The 17,310-nt window shown below is 71.7% G+C and carries 13 protein-coding genes; all 13 read right to left on the bottom strand.

Annotated elements, in window-relative coordinates:
* Window positions 1-25: 25 nt before the first annotated feature.
* The 13 genes from AB0M35_RS23070 to AB0M35_RS23010 all read right to left on the bottom strand — a co-directional run bounded on the left by AB0M35_RS23070 (window position 26) and on the right by AB0M35_RS23010 (window position 17,269).
* Window positions 26-2,896: a PQQ-dependent sugar dehydrogenase gene (locus tag AB0M35_RS23070; RefSeq protein ID WP_363747735.1), complete on the bottom strand. Its 2,871-nt coding sequence runs from the start codon at window positions 2,894-2,896 to the stop codon at window positions 26-28.
* A 387-nt stretch (window positions 2,897-3,283) separates the two neighbouring features.
* Entirely contained in the window at window positions 3,284-4,351 is a 1,068-nt protein-coding gene (locus tag AB0M35_RS23065) for a polyprenyl synthetase family protein (RefSeq protein WP_363747734.1), read from the bottom strand.
* The gene (locus AB0M35_RS23060; protein WP_363747733.1) at window positions 4,348-5,736 is read right to left on the bottom strand and encodes a nucleotide pyrophosphatase/phosphodiesterase family protein; all 1,389 of its coding nucleotides are present in this window, start codon (window positions 5,734-5,736) and stop codon (window positions 4,348-4,350) included. The genes AB0M35_RS23065 and AB0M35_RS23060 overlap by 4 nt, the downstream gene beginning before the upstream one ends.
* 182 nt (window positions 5,737-5,918) lie before the next feature.
* Window positions 5,919-7,109: a metabolite traffic protein EboE gene (eboE, locus tag AB0M35_RS23055; protein WP_363747731.1), complete on the bottom strand. Its 1,191-nt coding sequence runs from the start codon at window positions 7,107-7,109 to the stop codon at window positions 5,919-5,921.
* On the bottom strand, window positions 7,109-7,960 hold the full coding sequence (locus AB0M35_RS23050; protein ID WP_363747729.1) for a TatD family hydrolase: 852 nt from the start codon (window positions 7,958-7,960) through the stop codon (window positions 7,109-7,111). The genes eboE and AB0M35_RS23050 overlap by 1 nt, the downstream gene beginning before the upstream one ends.
* On the bottom strand, window positions 7,960-8,577 hold the full coding sequence (locus AB0M35_RS23045; protein WP_363747727.1) for an EboA domain-containing protein: 618 nt from the start codon (window positions 8,575-8,577) through the stop codon (window positions 7,960-7,962). Before AB0M35_RS23045 ends, AB0M35_RS23050 begins: the two co-directional genes overlap by 1 nt.
* Before the next feature lie 13 nt (window positions 8,578-8,590).
* On the bottom strand, window positions 8,591-9,559 hold the full coding sequence (locus AB0M35_RS23040) for a sugar phosphate isomerase/epimerase family protein (protein ID WP_363747725.1): 969 nt from the start codon (window positions 9,557-9,559) through the stop codon (window positions 8,591-8,593).
* Window positions 9,556-10,566, bottom strand: a complete 1,011-nt coding sequence (locus tag AB0M35_RS23035) for an SCO3242 family prenyltransferase (RefSeq protein ID WP_363747723.1) — start codon at window positions 10,564-10,566, stop codon at window positions 9,556-9,558. The genes AB0M35_RS23040 and AB0M35_RS23035 overlap by 4 nt, the downstream gene beginning before the upstream one ends.
* Window positions 10,550-11,710 carry an inositol-3-phosphate synthase gene (locus AB0M35_RS23030; RefSeq protein ID WP_363747722.1) on the bottom strand — a complete coding sequence of 387 codons (1,161 nt, stop codon included), beginning with the start codon at window positions 11,708-11,710 and terminating at the stop codon, window positions 10,550-10,552. The genes AB0M35_RS23035 and AB0M35_RS23030 overlap by 17 nt, the downstream gene beginning before the upstream one ends.
* Window positions 11,711-12,224: 514 nt before the next feature.
* Window positions 12,225-13,433 (bottom strand): Gfo/Idh/MocA family oxidoreductase, encoded by a 1,209-nt coding sequence (locus AB0M35_RS23025; RefSeq protein WP_363747720.1) that lies wholly within the window; start codon window positions 13,431-13,433, stop codon window positions 12,225-12,227.
* Between the two features lie 23 nt (window positions 13,434-13,456).
* The gene (locus AB0M35_RS23020) at window positions 13,457-14,500 is read right to left on the bottom strand and encodes a substrate-binding domain-containing protein (RefSeq protein WP_363747719.1); all 1,044 of its coding nucleotides are present in this window, start codon (window positions 14,498-14,500) and stop codon (window positions 13,457-13,459) included.
* Between the two features lie 94 nt (window positions 14,501-14,594).
* Window positions 14,595-15,704 carry an ABC transporter permease gene (locus tag AB0M35_RS23015; RefSeq protein ID WP_363747718.1) on the bottom strand — a complete coding sequence of 370 codons (1,110 nt, stop codon included), beginning with the start codon at window positions 15,702-15,704 and terminating at the stop codon, window positions 14,595-14,597.
* Entirely contained in the window at window positions 15,701-17,269 is a 1,569-nt protein-coding gene (locus AB0M35_RS23010; RefSeq protein WP_363747717.1) for a sugar ABC transporter ATP-binding protein, read from the bottom strand. The genes AB0M35_RS23015 and AB0M35_RS23010 overlap by 4 nt, the downstream gene beginning before the upstream one ends.
* Window positions 17,270-17,310 lie beyond the last annotated feature (41 nt).

Here is a 17,310-nt window from a genome sequence, read left to right as displayed (position 1 = left end):
CGCGCTATGGGCCCCTTCCTTTCAGCTACGGAAGGATCCAGCGCTGGTTGGCGTTGGTGTGGCAGGTCCACAGGTGCACCGCCTGGCTGTCGGCCGGACTGTTGTCCGACACGTCCAGGCACTTGCCGGAGTTCTGATTGCGCAGCGTGCCGTTCGACTGCGCCGACCAGGCCTGGGCGCCGCTGCCGTTGCACGTCCACAACTGGATCTTCGTTCCGTCCGCCGTACCGGCGGCGCTGACGTCCAGGCACTTACCCAACGCCCGGATCGTCGAGTTCGGTGTCACGGACCAGGTCTGCGCGGCGGTGCCGTTGCAGGTGAAGATCTGGATCTGGGTGCCGTCGGCGGTCGCCGCGTTGCGTACGTCGAGGCACTTGCCGCCCAGGCCGGTGATCGGGCCGATCCGGTCGGTGCCACCGCTGCCCGTGGTCAGGGCGAACGAGTCCAGGTCGTAGAGGGCGCCGGTGCCCGAGCCGGCGAAGGTCAGGTAGAGCGTGGTGGTGCCGGTGGGCGGGGTGCTGATGCCGCCGGTGACCGTGGTGAAGGTGTCCCAGGCGCCGGTGACCGGGACGGTCGCCGAGCCGAGGACGGTGCCGGTGGCCGAACCGGCCCGCACCTGGAGGGTGCCACCGGAGCCGGCCGAGGAGACCCGGGCGCTGAACGAGGTGACGTTGCCCAGCCGGTACGGCTCGAACGCGATCCAGTCCCCGTTGTTGATGTTGCCGACGGTCTTGCCGCCCTCGGCGGTCGTCTTGTCGAAGGTGGCGACACCGGAGGCGGTCTTGAAGTGCTCCGCCTGCCGCTTGCGGGGCTGGAGGGTGTGCTGCGTGTGGGTGGTCAGGCCGCCGGCGTCGGTGTATTCGGCGTCGAAGATGCCGAAGATGTTGGCCGCCTCGTCGTGTTCACCGTCGACCGGCACGGCGATCGAGCCGGAACAGCCGTTCTGGGAGGTGATCTGGTGACCGTGGCTGTCGTGGCCCAGCACGTAGGTCATCTTGACCTTGGTGCAGTCGATGGTGCCGTCCTCCGGGTCGGTGACGGTGATGCTGAACGGCACGGTGTCGCCGAAGCTGAACAGTTGACCGTTGCCGGGGCTGTTGATGGTGACCGTCGGCGCGGTGTTGCCGACCCCGATCCGTACGCTCGCCGTGCCGGTGGCGCCCTGCGGGTCGCGTACGGTCAGCGTGGCGGTGTAGTTGCCGTTGGCGGTGTACGTCTTGCTCGGGTTGGCCGCCGTCGAGGTGCTGCCGTCACCGAAGGCCCACGAGTAGGTCAGCGCCCCGCCCTCCGGATCGGATGACCCGGCCGAGGAAAAGTTCACGGTCAACGGGGCGACCCCGGAGGTCTTGTCGGCCGAGGCCACCGCCGTCGGCGCCCGATTGCCGCCGCCGACGTAGTCGTACCGGTACAGGGCCGAGTTGTGGTCGCCGTTGAAGTAGCCGGTGCCGTAGTCCAGCACGTAGAGCGCGCCGTCGGGGCCGAATGCCAGGTCCATGACCTGTTTGCCGTTCCACGGGAAGGAGGCGTCGATGGTGCCCACCGAGCCGTCGGCGTTGACGTGGATCGGCTTGATCCAGCCTCGACCGAACTCACCGGCGAAGAACTGCCCGTCGAAGCTCTGCGGCCACTTCGTGGTCGACGTCGACGCGGCGTTGTAACGGTAGACCGGGCCGGCCATCGGCGACTCGGAGCCGCCGCCGAACTCCGGCGGGCTGCCGGCGTCTCCGGCGTACCGGATCCAGGCGGGTTTGGTCGCAGGCAGGGTGGTCAGGCCGGTGTTGCGGAACGAGTTGTTGGTGGCGCCCCCGGTGCAGTTGTACTTCGCCCCGGCGGTGTTGTTGGCGAAGTTCCATTCGGCGTACGTCTCGTTGGTGGTGTTGGTGCCGGTGCAGTACGGCCAGCCGTAGAAGCCGGGCCCGGTGATCCGGTTGAACTCGACCTGTCCGGAGGGGCCACGGGCGCTGGTGGAGCCGGCGTCCGGCCCGTAGTCGCCGACGTAGACGATGCCGGTGGCTTTGTCGACGCTCATCCGGAACGGGTTGCGCAACCCCATCGCGTAGATCTCCGGACGGGTGCCCGCCGTGCCGGGGGCGAACATGTTGCCGGCCGGGATGGAGTACGTCCCGTTGGCGTTGACCTTGATCCGGAGGATCTTGCCGCGCAGGTCGTTGGTGTTGGCCGCGCTGCGTTGCGCGTCGTACGCCGGGTTGCGGTTGGTCCGCTCGTCGATCGGGGCGTACCCGCCGGAGTCGAACGGGTTGGTGTCGTCGCCGGTGGAGAGGTAGAGGTTGCCGGCGGCGTCGAAGTCGATGTCGCCACCGACGTGGCAGCACATGCCCCGGTCGGCGGCGACGTCGAGGACGTCGACCCGGCTGGCCTGGTTGACGGTGAAGTCGGCGTTCAGGGTGAACCGGGAGAGCCGGTTGACGCCCTGCCAGGCGGAGAAGTTGGTGCCGGTGGCCGGTGCGTCGCCACCCGGGGTGGACAGCGGCGGCGCGTAGTAGAGGAAGATGTGCCGGTTGCTGGCGAAGTTGGGGTCGACGCCGACGCCCTGCAAGCCTTCCTCGTCGTGGGTGTAGACCGGGATCGTGCCGATCACCGTGGTGGTGTCGGCCGCGTCGGTGCGGCGCAGCGTGCCGTTGCGGGCGGTGTGCAGGACCGAACGGTCCGGCAGCACCGCGAGAGTCATCGGCTCGCCGACCTCGGCGACCCCCTTGGCGAGGGTGACCTGCTGGAAGTCGCTGGCGACGATGGGGTGGGCGCGGGCCGGGGTCGGGCCGCCGAGCGCGGTCGGACCGGTACCGAGGGCGACCGTGCCGACCGTGGCGACCAGGAGCAGCGTCGAGCCGGCGGAGAACCATCGTGCGGGGTGGCGGGTGCTGTCCGTTGTGGACATGTGAGGCTGTCCCTTCCTGACGGGTAAAGCCAGGCCGGGGCGCGCGCCGTCGCGCCGAGTGCCGTAGCCGGGGATGCCGTCGGCCGCCGGAAGTCGCGCCCGGTCGGCCGTGGCCGCCGATGGCCGGCGGGCCATGTGCTCGGCGGTCACCAGTGCCCCTGCCCACCTCGCACGGACGACCATGGCCGGGTGCCCCCGGTCGCGCGGTGGATGGAGAAGGGCCAGTCGGAGGGTTCCCGCGCCGCCGGTTCACCTCACCGAAACATTTCGGTACCGGCTACGACACTAAATGACATTCGTCTATGTGTCCATACCTTCCGCCGGGGATGCATGGACTTTCGTATATCTGATCAAAAGCTGGCGGGTCCCAGACGATCCGCCCGCAGGTCATAGGCGCCGGTCGATCGCCTGCACAGCCAGCGCGATCAGCGCCGCCCGACTCTCCGGCGGGACCGCGGTCTGCGCCAGGGCGGCCAGCGCGGTGTCGGCCCGGACCTGGATCATCTGCTCGATCTTGGTACGCGCGCCGGTGCTCTCGATGATCTCGCGCAGCTCGGCGGCGCCCTCGGCGTCCAGGTCGGGATTGCCGAACAGCTCCCGCAAGCGGGCACTCTGGGCCCGGTCGGCGGCATCGCGAGCCAACGCCATCATCACTGTCGGCTTGCCCTCGCGCAGGTCGTCGAGGATCGACTTGCCGGTGACCGCCGGATCGCCGAAGACCCCGAGCACGTCGTCGCGCAACTGGAAGGCGTCCCCCAACGGGTCGCCGAACTCGGCCAGCGCGGTGACCAGCCCCGGCGGCGCACCGGCCAGCGTGGCACCGATCTGCAACGGTCGGGTCACCGTGTACCGGGCCGCCTTCATCCGGATCACGGTGAGCGCGCTGGCCACCGAGCCGCCACCGACACCGGAGACCAGGTCGAGATACTCCCCCGCGATCACCTCCGTACGCATCAGCGAGAAGACCGCGTACCCCCGGTGCACCACCTCGGCGTCCAAGCCGCACTCGTGGAACATCTGATCCGACCAGGCGGCGCAGAGGTCACCGCAGAGCAGGGCGGTGTTGCGCCCGTACGCCTCGGGATCGCCGCGCCAGGAGGACCTGGCGTGCAGATCGGCGAAGATCCGGTGTACCGAGGGTTCACCCCGGCGCCGGTCACTGCCGTCGAGGATGTCGTCGTGGATCAGCGCGAAGGCGTGGAACAGCTCCAACGCGGCGGCGGCGACCACGATCGGGGTGCTGTCCGGGCCGCCGGCCGCCCGCCAGCCCCAGTAGCAGAACAGCGGTCGCAGCCGCTTGCCGCCGGCCAACACGAACCGGTGCAGCGTGGTGAAGACCCCGCGCGGGGCGCCGTCCGGCCAGTCCGGGTCCTGCCGGTCGAGGAAGGCGGTCAACTCCGCGTCGAACCGGGCCCGCAACTCGTCCGCGTCGGTGGCGGCAACCGTGACGGTCACGACGCCTCCAAGCCGGCCAGCTTGAGCAGCAGCCCCTTCACCTCCGTGGCGGCGATGCGTTCCCGTCCCACCGAAGGATCGGAGCAGAGCAGCACCGGCCCGTCCGCCGGGTCGGCCGGCAGCCGCCCGTGCGAACCCCGCACCGCCCGCGCCCCGGCATCCAGCCCGACCACGCTCATCAGGTACCGCATGCCCAGCTTCTTGCGCGCCAGCGCGACGGCGGCCCGCAGCTTCGCCGCGCCCGGGGCGGCCGGGTCGAAGAACAGCTCCGCCGGGTCGTACCCGGGTTTGCGGTGGATCTCGACCAGCCGGGCGAAGTCCGGTGCCCGCGCGTCGTCGAGCCAGTAGTAGTACGTGAACCAGGCGTCGGGCTCGGCCACCAGCACCAGCTCACCGGCGCGCGGGTGATCCAGCCCGTGCGCCGCCTTACCACCGGAGTCGAGCACCTCGGCCACCCCGGGCAGCCCGGCGCAGAGCTTCGCCACCGCCGGCACATCCGCCGGATCGCGTACGTAGACGTGGGCGACCTGGTGGTCGGCGACCGCGAACGCCCGTGACGTCCACGGGTCGAGGTACTCCATGCCGGCCTGGGTGTGCACCCGTAGCAGCCCCTCGGCGCGGAGCAGCCGGTTGACGTCGACGGGCCGGGAGACGTCGGTGATGCCGTACTCGGAGAGCACCACCACCGTCGTGTCCCGGGCCTGCGCGGCGTCCAGCAGCGGAGCGAGCACCCCGTCCAGCTCGGCTGCCGCCGCGCCGGCCTGCGGCGAGGACGGGCCGAAGCGTTGCAGGTCGTAGTCCAGGTGCGGCACGTAGACCAGGGTCAGGTCGGGTGACTGCGTCGCGAGGATCTGCTCGGCGGCCTGGCAGATCCACCTCGACGACGGCAGGCCCGCGCCCGGCCCCCAGTAGGTGAACAGCGGGAAGGTGCCCAACCGCGCGGTGAGGTCATCGTGCAGCTGCGGCGGATCGGTGTAGCAGTCCGGCTCCTTGCGGCCGTCGGCGTAGTAGACCGGGCGCGGGGTGACCGTCCAGTCGACGTCCGCGCCCATCGCGTACCACCAGCAGACGTTGGCCACCGTGTAGCCCGGTCGCACCCGGCGGGCCGCCTGCCAGAGCTTCTCCCCGCCGACCAGCGCGTTGTGCTGGCGCCAGAGCAGCACCTCACCGAGGTCGCGGAAGTACCAGCCGTTGCCGACGATTCCGTGCTCGGCGGGCAACGCGCCGGTGAGGAAGGTCGACTGCACCGAACAGGTCACCGCCGGCAGCACCGTACCCAGCTCGGCACGGAAACCGGCGTCGGCGACCGCGCGCAGCCTGGGCATGTGCGCCAGCAGCCGCGGGGTCAGCCCCACCACGTCCAACACCAGAAGCTTACGGCTCATGGAATTACCGCCTCTGTTCGCGACTGCGGGGCTCGCAAGACCGGCTCACTCCTCACGCTCACGGAATCACCGCCTCTGTTCGCGACTGCGGGGCTCGCAAGACCGGCTCACTCCTCGCGCTCACGGAATCACCGCCTCTGTTCGCGACTGCGGGGCTCGCAAGACCGGCTCACTCCTCACGCTCACGGGATCACCGCCGTTTCGGTCCGGGTCAACCCGAGGGCGACCAGTTCGTCGCGGGCGAAGGCCAGCTCGGCGGCGATCCCGGCGGCCAGCTCCGCGTCGTTGCCCGGGCGCCGCGCCGCCGGCAGCACCCCCCAGGTGTACGTCTCGACGTCGAGGTGGTCGCAGCCGGCGTCGGCACCGGCGAAGAGTGCGGCCAGCGCGGCGCGCAGCACCGGCAGGGTCGAGCCCAGCGGCGGTTCGGGCGGGGCGTGCAACGGCACGTGGTAGTGCACCCGCCACGGGCCGGGCAGCCCGGCGTCGAGGGCGAGATCCAGGTCGTCGGCGGCCCAACGGGGATCCGCCGGGTCGTGGGACCCGGCGCAGCCGCCGCTGCGGGTCTGGTGCAGGAAGCGCGGTTCGACCCAGCGGCGCAGCGCGGCCGGGTCACCGGTCGGGTCGGCCGCTTCCAGCGCGGCGGACACCTGCACCTTCACCACCGGCAGGCCGGCCGTGGCCAGCCGGTCGAGGGCGGCAACCGGCTCCTCCCAGCCGCAGGCGAGATGGGCGAGATCGAGGCAGACGCCGAGCCGCTCGGCGTCTGTCCCGGACAGTGCCGTCACGGCCTGCGCGCTGCTCTCCACCACGCAGCCGGGCTCCGGTTCGAAGCCGACCCGGATCGGGCGGCCGGTGTCCCGCTCGACAGCGGCCAGCCCGGCGGCGAGTTGGTCGAGACGGCGGCGGGCGGCGGCGGCTCGGGTGCTGTCCCAGGGCGTGCGCCAGGCCAGCGGCAGGGTGGAGATCGAGCCACGGGCGGCGTCGTCGGGCAACAGGTCGGCCAGCACCCGGGCCAGGTCCAGGGTGTAGTCCAGTCGCTGCTGCGTGGTCCAGTCCGGCTGGTAGACCGCTCCCTTGACCACGGGCGCCTGGAAGGCGGCGTACGGGAAACCGTTGAGGGTGACCACTTCCAGCCCGCGTACGGTCAGCTCGGTGCGCAACCGGCGACGGGCGTCCGCGTCGGCGGCCAGTTCCGCGGCGACCGGCGCGGCCAGCCACAGGCCCAGCCCGAGCAGGTCGGCGCCGAGCGCCGTACGGACCGGCACCGCGTAACGGTCGAGTTGGGCGAGGATGCCGGCGAGGTCCTCGGCGGGGTGCACGTTGGTGCAGTAGCCGAGGTGGATGGTGCGCCCGCCGGCATGTCGTAGTCGCATCAGCTGCCGCCGCGCAGGATCGAGTTGCCGGCGAAGGTGGAATCCGCGGCATCCTCGTCGCGCAGGTCGAGCCGGCCCGACTGCCCGTAGAACTCGACCGGGTTACGCCAGAGCACCCGGTCGACATCATCGTCGGTGAACCCGGCAGCCAGCATCGCCTCGCCGGTGGCCCGGGTGAGCAGTGGATCCGAGCGCCCCCAGTCGGCGGCGGAGTTGACCAGCATCCGCTCGGTGCCGTACGTCTTGAGCAGTTCGACCATCCGGGGCGGGGACATCTTGGTGTCCGGATAGATCGAGAAGCCGAGCCAGCAGCCGGTGTCCCGGACCTGTTTCACGGTCACCTCGTTGAGGTGGTCGACCACCACGCGCCCCGGTTCGATGCCGGACTCGGCGACCACGGCCAGGGTGCGGTCGACACCGCGGGCCTTGTCCCGGTGCGGGGTGTGCACCAGCGCCGGCAGGTCGTGCGCCACCGCCAGGGCGAGCTGGGCGGCGAAGGCGGCGTCCTCCTCCGGCGTCATCGAGTCGTACCCGATCTCACCGACCGCGACCACGCCGTCCTTCTCCAGGTAGCGCGGCAGCACGTCGAGCACCGGCCGGCAGCGCGGGTCGTTGGCCTCCTTGGGGTTGAGCGCGACGGTGGCGTGGTGGCGTATCCCGAACTGTCCGGCCCGGAACGGTTCCCAGCCGACCAACGAGTCGAAGTAGTCGGTGAACGATCCGACGTTGGTGCGTGGTTGGCCCAGCCAGAACGCCGGCTCCACGATCGCCTGCACGCCTGCGGCGGCCATCCGCTCGTAGTCGTCGGTGGTCCGCGACGTCATGTGGATGTGCGGGTCGAAGATGCGCATCACGCCTCCCTGTGGTGCGGTTGGCTGCCGGCGGTCAGCCGGTCCAGCAGCGCGGTGGCGTCCTCGGGCATGCTCCGGCCGGCAGCCTGCCGTTCGGCGGCGAGCCCGGCGAGCATCACCGCCAGTTCCCCGTCGGCGCGGGCGTCGAGGTCGGCCACCACGGCCAGCGGTACGCCGGTGAAGACGCACTTGAGCACCGCCTGCCGCCAGGTCGGGGCGTCGAGGTACGCCGCGTACGGGCCGAGGGCTGCGGCGACCAGCCGGGTGTCGTTGGTACGCAGTGCGTCGTGCAGCAGCGGCACCCCGGCCGCGCCGATCGGCAGCAGCGGCAGCGCCTTGAGCACGGCCCGCTTCTCGGCGGCGTCCCCGGTGCGGTACAGCGCTTCGGCCTGCGCGGCGTGCTCAGCCGGCAGGTTGGCCAGCAGCAGCGCGCGGGCCGCCTCGTCGGCGGTCCAGCCGGGCAGATCGGGCAGCTCGGCCCGGCCGCAACGCCGGCCGACCGCCGGGAAGAACCTCGTGATCGCCGACGGCTGCGCCGCGACGCCGTGCAGGGCCGCCACCAGCCAGTCCGGGTCAGGTATGCCCCGCAGGGCCGCCCGCAGGTCGTCCGATCTCATCGCCGTCCTCCTCTCAACACCGTTTCGCCGGAACTGCGTGATCAGATCGGCCTTGATACCGCCGTTGCGGCGCAACGGTGTCGGCCTTCGGGTCGCGACCAGGCGACTCGCCGCCGGCCGCCGTGCACAGGAAATCCAGCGAGCGGGCGGCCACGGCCGGGGCGGCGTGCGAGTGGCGGGGCAGCTCGACCGCGACCAGGCCCCGGTAGCCGACCTCGCGCAGTGCGGCCAGCACCGGCGGGAAGTCGATCTCGCCCTCGCCGAACTCCAGATGCTCGTGCACTCCGCGCCGCATGTCGTCGATCTGCACGTTGACCAGGTGCGCGCCGACGTCCCGCACGCAGTCGGGCACCGGCAACGGCTCAAGGCAGCGACAGTGCCCGATGTCGAGGGTGATGCCGAGACATCCCGGTGCGCCGAGCGCCGCGTGGAGCCGACGCCAGCCGGCGATGTCCTCGACCAGCATGCCCGGCTCGGGCTCGAAGCCCAGGGTCACCCCGGCGCGGTCGGCGGCCTCGACCACGGGGGCGCAGCCGGCCAGCAAGCGGTCCCAGGCCAGCGCCGTCGGGACCGCTTCGGGGCGTACCCCGGCCCAGAAGGAGACCGCCTCGGCACCGAGGTCGGCGCCGATCGCCACGGCCCGGCGCAGGAACTCCACCCGCAGGGCGGCATCGTCGTGCAGCAGCGTCGGGGCGTGCTTGTGCCACGGGTCGAGCAGGTACCGGGCCCCGGTCTCGATCACCACGGCGAGGCCGAGCTCGGTCAGCCTCCGCCGGACGGCCTCGACCCGACGGGCCAGTTCCGGCGCGAAGGGATCGAGGTGGTCGTGGTCCAGGGTGAGCGCGACGCCGACGTAACCGAGGTCGGCGATGACCGCCAGGGCATCGGCCAGCCGGTGGTTGGCGAAGCCGTTGGTGCCGTATCCGAAGCGCAGGCCGCCGGGACCCGCGCCGGGGGTGCCGGAGTTCGCAGCGTCGGTCATGTCGGGGAGACCTTCCGGGCCAGACGCCGAGCCAACGGTGCCGCCGCCGCCACCGCCAGCCCGAGCAGGCCGGCGCCGGCCCGCGCGGTCAACGCACCCTGCAGGGCGGGCAGACCGGTGATGCCGGCACCGACCGCCGCCCGGACCCGCCCGGCGGTGGGCTTGGTGACCACCCGCGCCTGCGCCGCGCCGTAGCGGGCGGCGTACCACCCGGCGAGGACGGCCGGCAGCGCCGTTGCGGCTGCGCCGACCGCACGACGACCGGCTCCGGGACGCCCTCCGGCCACGGACGGGCGGCCAGCCTCGCCGGTCGGTCGCGGGTCGGCGGCGTTCGGGGCCGGAGTCCTGGCCGTACCGTCGTGCCGGGACGCGGCGGCCGGCGGGCGCGAGCGTCGGCGCGGCATCACGGGTGCCGCGACGCTCGCCGCGACCAAGGCGGTGCCGACGAGGGTACGCAGTGGCAACACGGAGTCGGCGCCGTCGACCTCGCGCCGGGAGAGGGCGGTCACGGTCCAGGTGTGCGCGGCCACCGTCACCGCCGCCGGAAGTGCCCGGATCGGGCGGCCACCGGCGGCGCCGAGCAGCACGTCCAGCCCTCGGCAGGCGGCCATCACGGCCGGGCCGGCAGCGGTGTTCTTGGCCAGGAGGTCGTACCCCCAGATGGTGCCGGCCAGCGGCACCGCGACGGCGGCGGCGCGGCGCCCTCCGGCGGCGGCGGCGAGCCCGACGCCCGCGGCGGTGAGGCCGGCGGCGAGGCCGACCGCCAGGGCGGGGCTGACCCGTCCGCTGGGGATGGGCCGCTCCGGGCGCTCGACCGCGTCCAGCCGCCGGTCGGCCCAGTCGTTGGCGGCCATGCCGGCCCAGTAGAGCAGCACCGACGCGGTCGCCAGAGCCGGCGTACGCGGGCCGAGTGCCCCTGCGGCGGCGGCGCCGGCGACCACGTCACCCGGCACCGAGAGAGCGGCCGGAGCCCGGACCAGTTCGACGAGGTCAGCCACGCGGGTCATCGGTGCCTCCGGTGTGCAGCCGGTGGGCGAACTCGCACAGTCGGGTCCACTGCTCGGCCAGGGAGTGCGTACCGCTGCCGACCGGGTCCTTGAAGAAGAACGCCAGCTCGGTCAGGGGCCCGGTACGGCCGGCGGCGTGCGCGGCGGCGGTGAGCCGGGCCAGGTCGAGCACGAGCGGAGCGGCCAGTGCCGAGTCGCAGCCGTGCCAGGTGAACTCCAGCCGCATCCCGGTGCCCAGGAAACCGGCGAAGGTGATCAGATCCCAGGCGGTCTTGAAGTCGCCGAGTTCCTCGACGTAATCGATGCGGGTGTCGCCCTGCGGCAGGTAGCCGAGCGTCTCGGCGAGCACCCGCTGCTTGCTGCGTACCTTGGCGGCGTTGGCGGCCGGGTCGGCCAGGGTGGCCCCGTCGCCCCCGCCCAGCAGGTTGGTGCCGGACCAGGAGCGCACCTGCAGGTTACGCATCGCGAACATCGGAGCCAGCACGGACTTGAGCAGGGTCTCCCCGGTCTTGCCGTCGTGCCCGGCGTACGGCACCCGGTGGCGCTCGGCCAACACGCCCAGCGCCGGCAGCCGCAGCCCGGTCGACGGGGTGAAGTCGACGTACGCGCAGCCCGCCGTCACGGCCGCGTACGCGTAGAGCGAGCTGGGCGGCAACACCTCGTCGGGGCCGGTGAGGGCGGCGCTCAGCGCGGCCGGGTCGGCGTGTGCCGGATGCGGTTCGGGGGCCGGTTCGGTGGCCGCCACATTGACCACCACGACCCGGGCGAGCCGGTGCCGGTCGCGGAACTCGGTGAGGTCGCGGATCATCGTGGCGGCCCGGTCTGCCTGGCTGCCGCCGGTCGGCGCGGGACGCAGTTCCTGGTCGACCGCGGCGAGTTCCTCGGGCAGCGCGGCGACCAGGCGAGCGGGCAGTACGCCGGCGGTGGCGAGCGCCTCGGCGCGCTTGGCCAGCGGGGTGGCGGCCACGTCGTGCCCGCCGAAGACCAGGTCGGAGAAGGCCGGCAGGGCGGGGCCGCGTACCGCGGGCAGCTCGGTGACGCACCCGGTCGGTGCGGTCAGCCCGGCCCGCAGGGCGAGCGCCCCCACGATGCTGGTGGTCGCGACCGAGCCGCGCGCCCCCACCAGCCAGACACCCGTACGCATGGCGCTCCTTCCCGGTCGGGGAAAACCGGCCTGCATAGAACTACATGGATATCAGAAGATCGTTCCGAAAGATACCGTTTGGGATGTTGCGCCCCGTCCGCCGTCCACTCCGACACCAGTCACCGGGCCGGCGCCGACGTCGGCGGCGTCACCGCCGGACCGGCGACCCGGAGCGGTACGGACGGACGGGGCTGGCAGGCAGCGGCGGTCGGCGTCTCTCCGCTGTCTACCCGCATCCGGCCGACCGCATGGCGGCGCGACCAGCCGGACGACGACTCGAATTCCTGGGTGGATGTGCCACCCGGGCGGATCCCCGGGCGTGCGATGGCGACGGGGTCACCGGGCGGCGGCCCTCCGGTGTGGCCGGGGAATCCCGGTCCGGCCGCACCGGAGGAACCGCATTGCTCGTGCCACGGGACCGGGCGGCCCCGGGGCACTACCTCTGGCACCCGACCCGTACCTGCCGCGGGGCGCAACCGCAGCCGACCCTCGCCGGTCGAGTACCGGAGGTGGCTCAGGCGGTGGCCGTCGCCAGCGCCGGCTCCACCACGGTCCACGAGGACCCCAGCTCGGCCGACCGGACCACCGCGTCCAGCACCAGTTGCACCTGCAACGCCTCGGCGAAGGACGGACTCGGGTCGACCCCGGTCGCCACCGCCTCGATGAAGTCGCGCATCTGGTGGGTGAAGGAGTGCTCGTACCCGATGATGTGGCCCGGCGGCCACCAGGCCGACAGGTACGGGTGCTCGCCCTCGGTCACCAGGATCCGGCTGAAGCCCTGCTCGGCGGCGGGTCGCGTCGCGTCGTAGTACTCCAGCTCGTTGAGTCGCTCCAGGTCGAAGGCGACGGTGCCCAGCGACCCGTTGATCTCCACTCGGAGCGCGTTCTTGCGTCCGGTGGCGAACCGGGTCGCCTCGTACGTCGCCAACGCCCCGCCGTTCAGGCGGGCGACGAAGATCGCCGCGTCGTCGACGGTGACCGGTCCGGTGGCGACGCTGCCCCCGTCGGTCTGCGCCGCCAACCCGCTGGACTCGCTCGGCAGCGGCCGTTCCTTGACGAACGTCTCCGTCACCGCGCTGACACCGCTGATCTGTTGACCGGTGACGTACTGGGTGAGGTCGATGATGTGCGCACCGATGTCACCCAGCGCGCCGGAGCCCGACACCTCCTTACGCAGCCGCCAGACCAGCGGGAACTGCGGGTCCACGATCCAGTCCTGCAGGTAGGTGGCCCGCACGTGCCGGATCTCGCCGAGCCGCCCGTCGGCGACCAGTTGGCGCATCAGCGCCACCGCGGGCACCCGCCGGTAGTTGAACCCGCACATCGAGCGCGCCCCGCCGGCGCGGGCGGTGGCCGCCGCAGCGGCCATCTCCTGCGCCTCGGCGACCGTGTTGGCCAGCGGCTTCTCGCACAGTACGTGCTTGCCGGCGGCCAGCGCGGCCAGCGCGATCTCGGCGTGGCTGTCACCCGGTGTGCAGATGTCCACCACGTCGATGTCTGGTCGGGCTACCAGCTCCCGCCAGTCCGTGGTGTGCTCGTCCCAGCCGAGCCGGTCGGCGGCCTCGGCCACCTTCCCGGCGTCCCGGCCGCAGATGAGCGCCATCCGGGCCCGCGCCGGCAGGTCGAACACCCGGTTCACGGTGCGCCACGCCTGTGAGTGCGCGGCACCCATGAACGCGTAGCCGACCATGCCGACCCGCAGTTCGTTGTCGTTCGTGGACAAGGTTGGGTCTCCCCCCGGTCGTGTCAGAACCCGAGCTTGAGGTAGTTGCTCGCGTTCTCCTTGGTGATCGTTTCGGAGGCGAGGATGATCTCCTTGGGCACCTGGAGCTCCACCAGGTCGGACATGCCCCGCTCCTGGCCGATCAGCCGGGCCAGCGAGATGGCCGACGAGGCCATCGACGGGCTGTAGGTCACCGTCGCCTTGAGCACGGTGTTGTCGGCCTGGATGTCCTCCATCGCCTTCTTCGAGCCGGCACCGCCGACCATGAAGAACTCGCTGCGGTTGGCCTGGCTGATCGCCGCCAGGACACCGATGCCCTGGTCGTCGTCGTGGTTCCAGATCGCGTCGATCTTCGGCAGGGCCTGGAGCAGCTGGCTCGTCTCCTGCTGGCCGGAGTCGACGGTGAACCGGGCCGCCCGCCGGTTTGCCACCTTGAAGCCGTGCTGGGCCAGGGTGTCGTTGAAGCCCTGCGTACGTTCCTGGGTCAGCTCCAGCTCGTCCATGCCGGCGATCTCGGCGATCACCGGGTTGCTCACGCCCTTGGCCTTGAGCTGCTCGACGATGAAGGTGGCGGCGGAGACGCCCATGCCGTAGTTGTCGCCCTTGATCTGCAACCGGTACGCCTTGGCGTCCGGGAAGGCGCGGTCCAGGTTGACCACCGGAATGCCGGCCTGCATCGCCTCCAGGCCGAACGAGTTGAGCTCTTTGCCGTCGTGCGGCAGCAGCACGATCACGTCGGGCTTCTGCGAGATCAGCGTGGACAGCGCCGCCCGCTGGGCCGCCGCGTCCGCGCCGGCCTCGACCGTCTTGAACTCCACGTCGGAGTACGCGGCGGCCTGCGCCTTGGCGTTGTTGGTGATCGCGGCGATCCAGCCGTGGTCGGCGGCCGGTGCGGAGAAGCCGATGGTCACCTTCTTGCCGGGCTCGGCGTTGCCGCCGCCCTCGGCGGCCTTGGTCTGCGCCTCGGTCGGCGTGGCCTGCTCGTTGCTGGTGCAGCCGGCAAGCAGTACGCCGGCCCCGACGGCCGCCCCGCCGAAAAGCAGCCGGCGACGACTGTGCTGGGTCATCACGACCTCCTGGTTATCTGTGGTGGAGAGGGATGTTGGGTGTGCGAGGTCCGGCCACCGTCGATGCGCCGGTGGCCTGGTTTGTGTGCAGTGGTCAGCTGGTGGTCAGCCGGTTGTTGCGGCGGAAGAACTGGGAGAGGCTGCCGAACTGAACCTGCTGGATCAGGACGGCGGCGACGATGATGCCGCCCTTGACCATGTTCTGGGCCTCGGTGGAGAGACCGTTGATGGCGAAGAGGTTGGTGATGGTGGCGAAGATGATCACACCGAGCAGGGAGCCGACGATGGTGCCCCGCCCGCCGCTGAGCAGCGTGCCACCGATGATCACGGCGGCGATCGCGTCCAGCTCGTAGAGGTTCGCCATCGCCGCCTGGGCCGAGGTGGCCTGGGCGGTGAGCATGATGGCGGCGATACCGCAGCACAGTCCGGACAGCACGTAGAGCAGCAGGGTGTGCAGCTTGACGTTGATGCCGGCCAGTCGGGCGGCCTCCGGGTTGCCACCGACGGCGACCGTACGCCGGCCGAAGGTGGTGCGGTTGAGCAGCACCCAACCGGCGATGACCACCGCGGCCAGGATGTAGACCAGCAGCGGGATGCCGAGCAGGCTGTTGCTGGCGATGCCGTTGATGGTGCTGTTCTGCGAGATCTGGGTCTGCTTGTCGGAGATCTCGGCGGCCAGTCCCCGGGCCGCCACCAGCATGGCCAGCGTGGCGATGAACGGCACCAGTCGCCCGTACGCGATCAGGGCGCCGTTGACCAGGCCGACCGCCATCCCGACGACGATCGCGGTGAAGATCATGCCGCCGGCACCGAAGTTCTGCGTGGCGATCGTGGTGCACCAGACGCCGGCCAGCGCGACGATCGCGCCGACGGAGAGGTCGATGCCGCCACCGATGATGACGAAGGTCATCCCGACGGTGACCACGCCGACCACCGAGGCCAGCTTGAGGATGCTGAGCATGTTCGCCCAGACCCAGTCCGGGTTGGAGTAGAGGTCCGAGCGGGTCGCCGCACCGATCACGAACAGGATCAGCAGCACCCCGATCAGGGCGAGGTTGCGCCGGGCACCCTCACCGCCGTCGCCGTGCCACCAGGACAGCCGCCGGGTGCCGGCCGATGCCCGATGCCCGGCCGCCTCGGTCTCGGCCGGGTCCACCGGCGGTGACTGCGCCGGCAGTTTGGTCGTGGGCGGACTATCGGTCATGCCGCTGTGCCTTCCATCAGGGACCCCGACATCACGAGGTCGAGCACGGTGGATTCGTCGAGTTCGTCGGCGGGAGCCGTACGCACGACCCGTCCCTCCCGCATCACCAGCACCCGGTCGGCCAGGCCGAGCACCTCGGGCACCTCGCTGGAGACCAGCAGCACCCCGACGCCCTGCGCGGCGAGTTCCCGGATCACCTGGTACAGCTCGGCCCGGGCGCCCACGTCCACGCCCCGGGTGGGTTCGTCCAGCAGCAGCAGCCGGGTGCCGCCGAGCAGCCAGCGTCCCACCACGACCTTCTGCTGGTTGCCGCCGGACAACGTCCGCACCGGTCGGCTCACGTCGCGTGGCCGCATCTCCAGACTCTCGGCGATCCGGTCCGCCTCGGCCCGTTCCTTGCCGACGTCGGTGAAGCCGAGTCGGGCGTAGCGGGCGAACGTGGCCAGCGTGACGTTGCGGTAGATCGGCTCACCGAGCAGCAGCGCCTGGCTCTTGCGCTCCTCCGGGGCCATGCCCATGCCGGCCCGCACCGCCGCTCCGACGCTGCCGGGACGTAGGCGTCGACCGGCCATCCGGACGGTGCCGGTCTCGGCCCGGCGGGCACCGTAGATGGTCTCCAGCACCTCCGAGCGACCGGAGCCGACCAGCCCGGCGATGCCGACGATCTCGCCGGCCGCGACGGTGAGCGAGACGTCGGCGAACTCGCCGGGTCGGGTCAGCCCGTCGACTTCGAGCAGTTTCTCGCCGACCGTGCCTGCGGCGGGACGCTCCGGGAAGACGTACTCGATGCTGCGACCGGTCATCCGGGAGACCAGGTCCCGGGTCGGGGTGTCGCGGGCCGGGAGGTTGGCCGCGGTGGTCCGGCCGTCCTTGAGTACGGTCACCCGGTCGCCGATCTCGCGGATCTCCTCCAGCCGGTGCGAGATGTAGATGACCGCGATGCCCTGTACGGTCAGCTCGCGGATGATCCGGAAAAGGTTGTCGACCTCGTCGTGGGCGAGCACCGCGCTCGGTTCGTCCATGATGATCAGTCGGGCCTCGTGGGAGAGCGCCCGGGCCATGCTGACCACCTGCTTGCCGGCCGCCGGCAGCGCCCGGACCATCCGGCCGGGTGGGATCTCGGCGTGCCCGAGCCGGCCGAGGATCTGCCGGGTACGACGGGCGATGTGCCCTCGACGGATGAAGCCGAAGGTGCGTGGCTCGTGGCCGAGGAAGGCGTTCTCGGCCACCGAGAGGTCCTCGACCAGGTCCAACTCCTGGTAGATGGTGGCGATGCCGGCGCGCATGGCGGCCTGCGGATTGGCGAAGTTGACCGGCTGGCCACGCCACTCGACCAGCCCCGAGTCGGGCCGGTGCACCCCGGCGAGCACCTTGATCAGGGTGGACTTGCCGGCACCGTTCTGCCCGAGCAGGCAGTGCACCTCGCCCGCGCGCACCTCCAACTGCACCCCGTCGAGAGCGCGTACGCCGGGGAAGGTCTTCACCACGTCGGACAGTCGCAGCACCACCTCACCGGCGACGGCGTCGGCCGGTGCCTCGACCAGGGGACGTCCGGTTTCGCTCATGCCGGCTCTCCGCTCCACTGCGTGCGTTGACGGTTCCACTG

The organism is Micromonospora sp. NPDC051196 (assembly GCF_040682415.1).
In the GTDB taxonomy this organism is placed as follows: Bacteria; Actinomycetota; Actinomycetes; order Mycobacteriales; family Micromonosporaceae; genus Micromonospora.
The sequence above is the reverse complement of the archived record's forward strand: the minus strand, read 5'-3'. Positions and strand labels throughout refer to the sequence as shown.

Excerpts from the sequence above, each read along its gene's own strand:
- AB0M35_RS23045 (WP_363747727.1), bottom strand. The coding sequence starts at position 8,577 with ATGAGATCGGACGACCTGCGGGCGGCCCTGCGGGGCATACCTGACCCG.
- AB0M35_RS23060 (WP_363747733.1), bottom strand. The coding sequence starts at position 5,736 with ATGAGCCGTAAGCTTCTGGTGTTGGACGTGGTGGGGCTGACCCCGCGG.
- AB0M35_RS23035 (WP_363747723.1), bottom strand. The coding sequence starts at position 10,566 with ATGACCCGCGTGGCTGACCTCGTCGAACTGGTCCGGGCTCCGGCCGCT.
- AB0M35_RS23040 (WP_363747725.1), bottom strand. The coding sequence starts at position 9,559 with ATGACCGACGCTGCGAACTCCGGCACCCCCGGCGCGGGTCCCGGCGGC.
- AB0M35_RS23050 (WP_363747729.1), bottom strand. The coding sequence starts at position 7,960 with ATGCGCATCTTCGACCCGCACATCCACATGACGTCGCGGACCACCGAC.
- eboE (WP_363747731.1), bottom strand. The coding sequence starts at position 7,109 with ATGCGACTACGACATGCCGGCGGGCGCACCATCCACCTCGGCTACTGC.
- AB0M35_RS23015 (WP_363747718.1), bottom strand. The coding sequence starts at position 15,704 with ATGACCGATAGTCCGCCCACGACCAAACTGCCGGCGCAGTCACCGCCG.
- AB0M35_RS23030 (WP_363747722.1), bottom strand. The coding sequence starts at position 11,710 with ATGCGTACGGGTGTCTGGCTGGTGGGGGCGCGCGGCTCGGTCGCGACC.
- AB0M35_RS23070 (WP_363747735.1), bottom strand. The coding sequence starts at position 2,896 with ATGTCCACAACGGACAGCACCCGCCACCCCGCACGATGGTTCTCCGCC.
- AB0M35_RS23010 (WP_363747717.1), bottom strand. The coding sequence starts at position 17,269 with ATGAGCGAAACCGGACGTCCCCTGGTCGAGGCACCGGCCGACGCCGTC.
- AB0M35_RS23020 (WP_363747719.1), bottom strand. The coding sequence starts at position 14,500 with ATGACCCAGCACAGTCGTCGCCGGCTGCTTTTCGGCGGGGCGGCCGTC.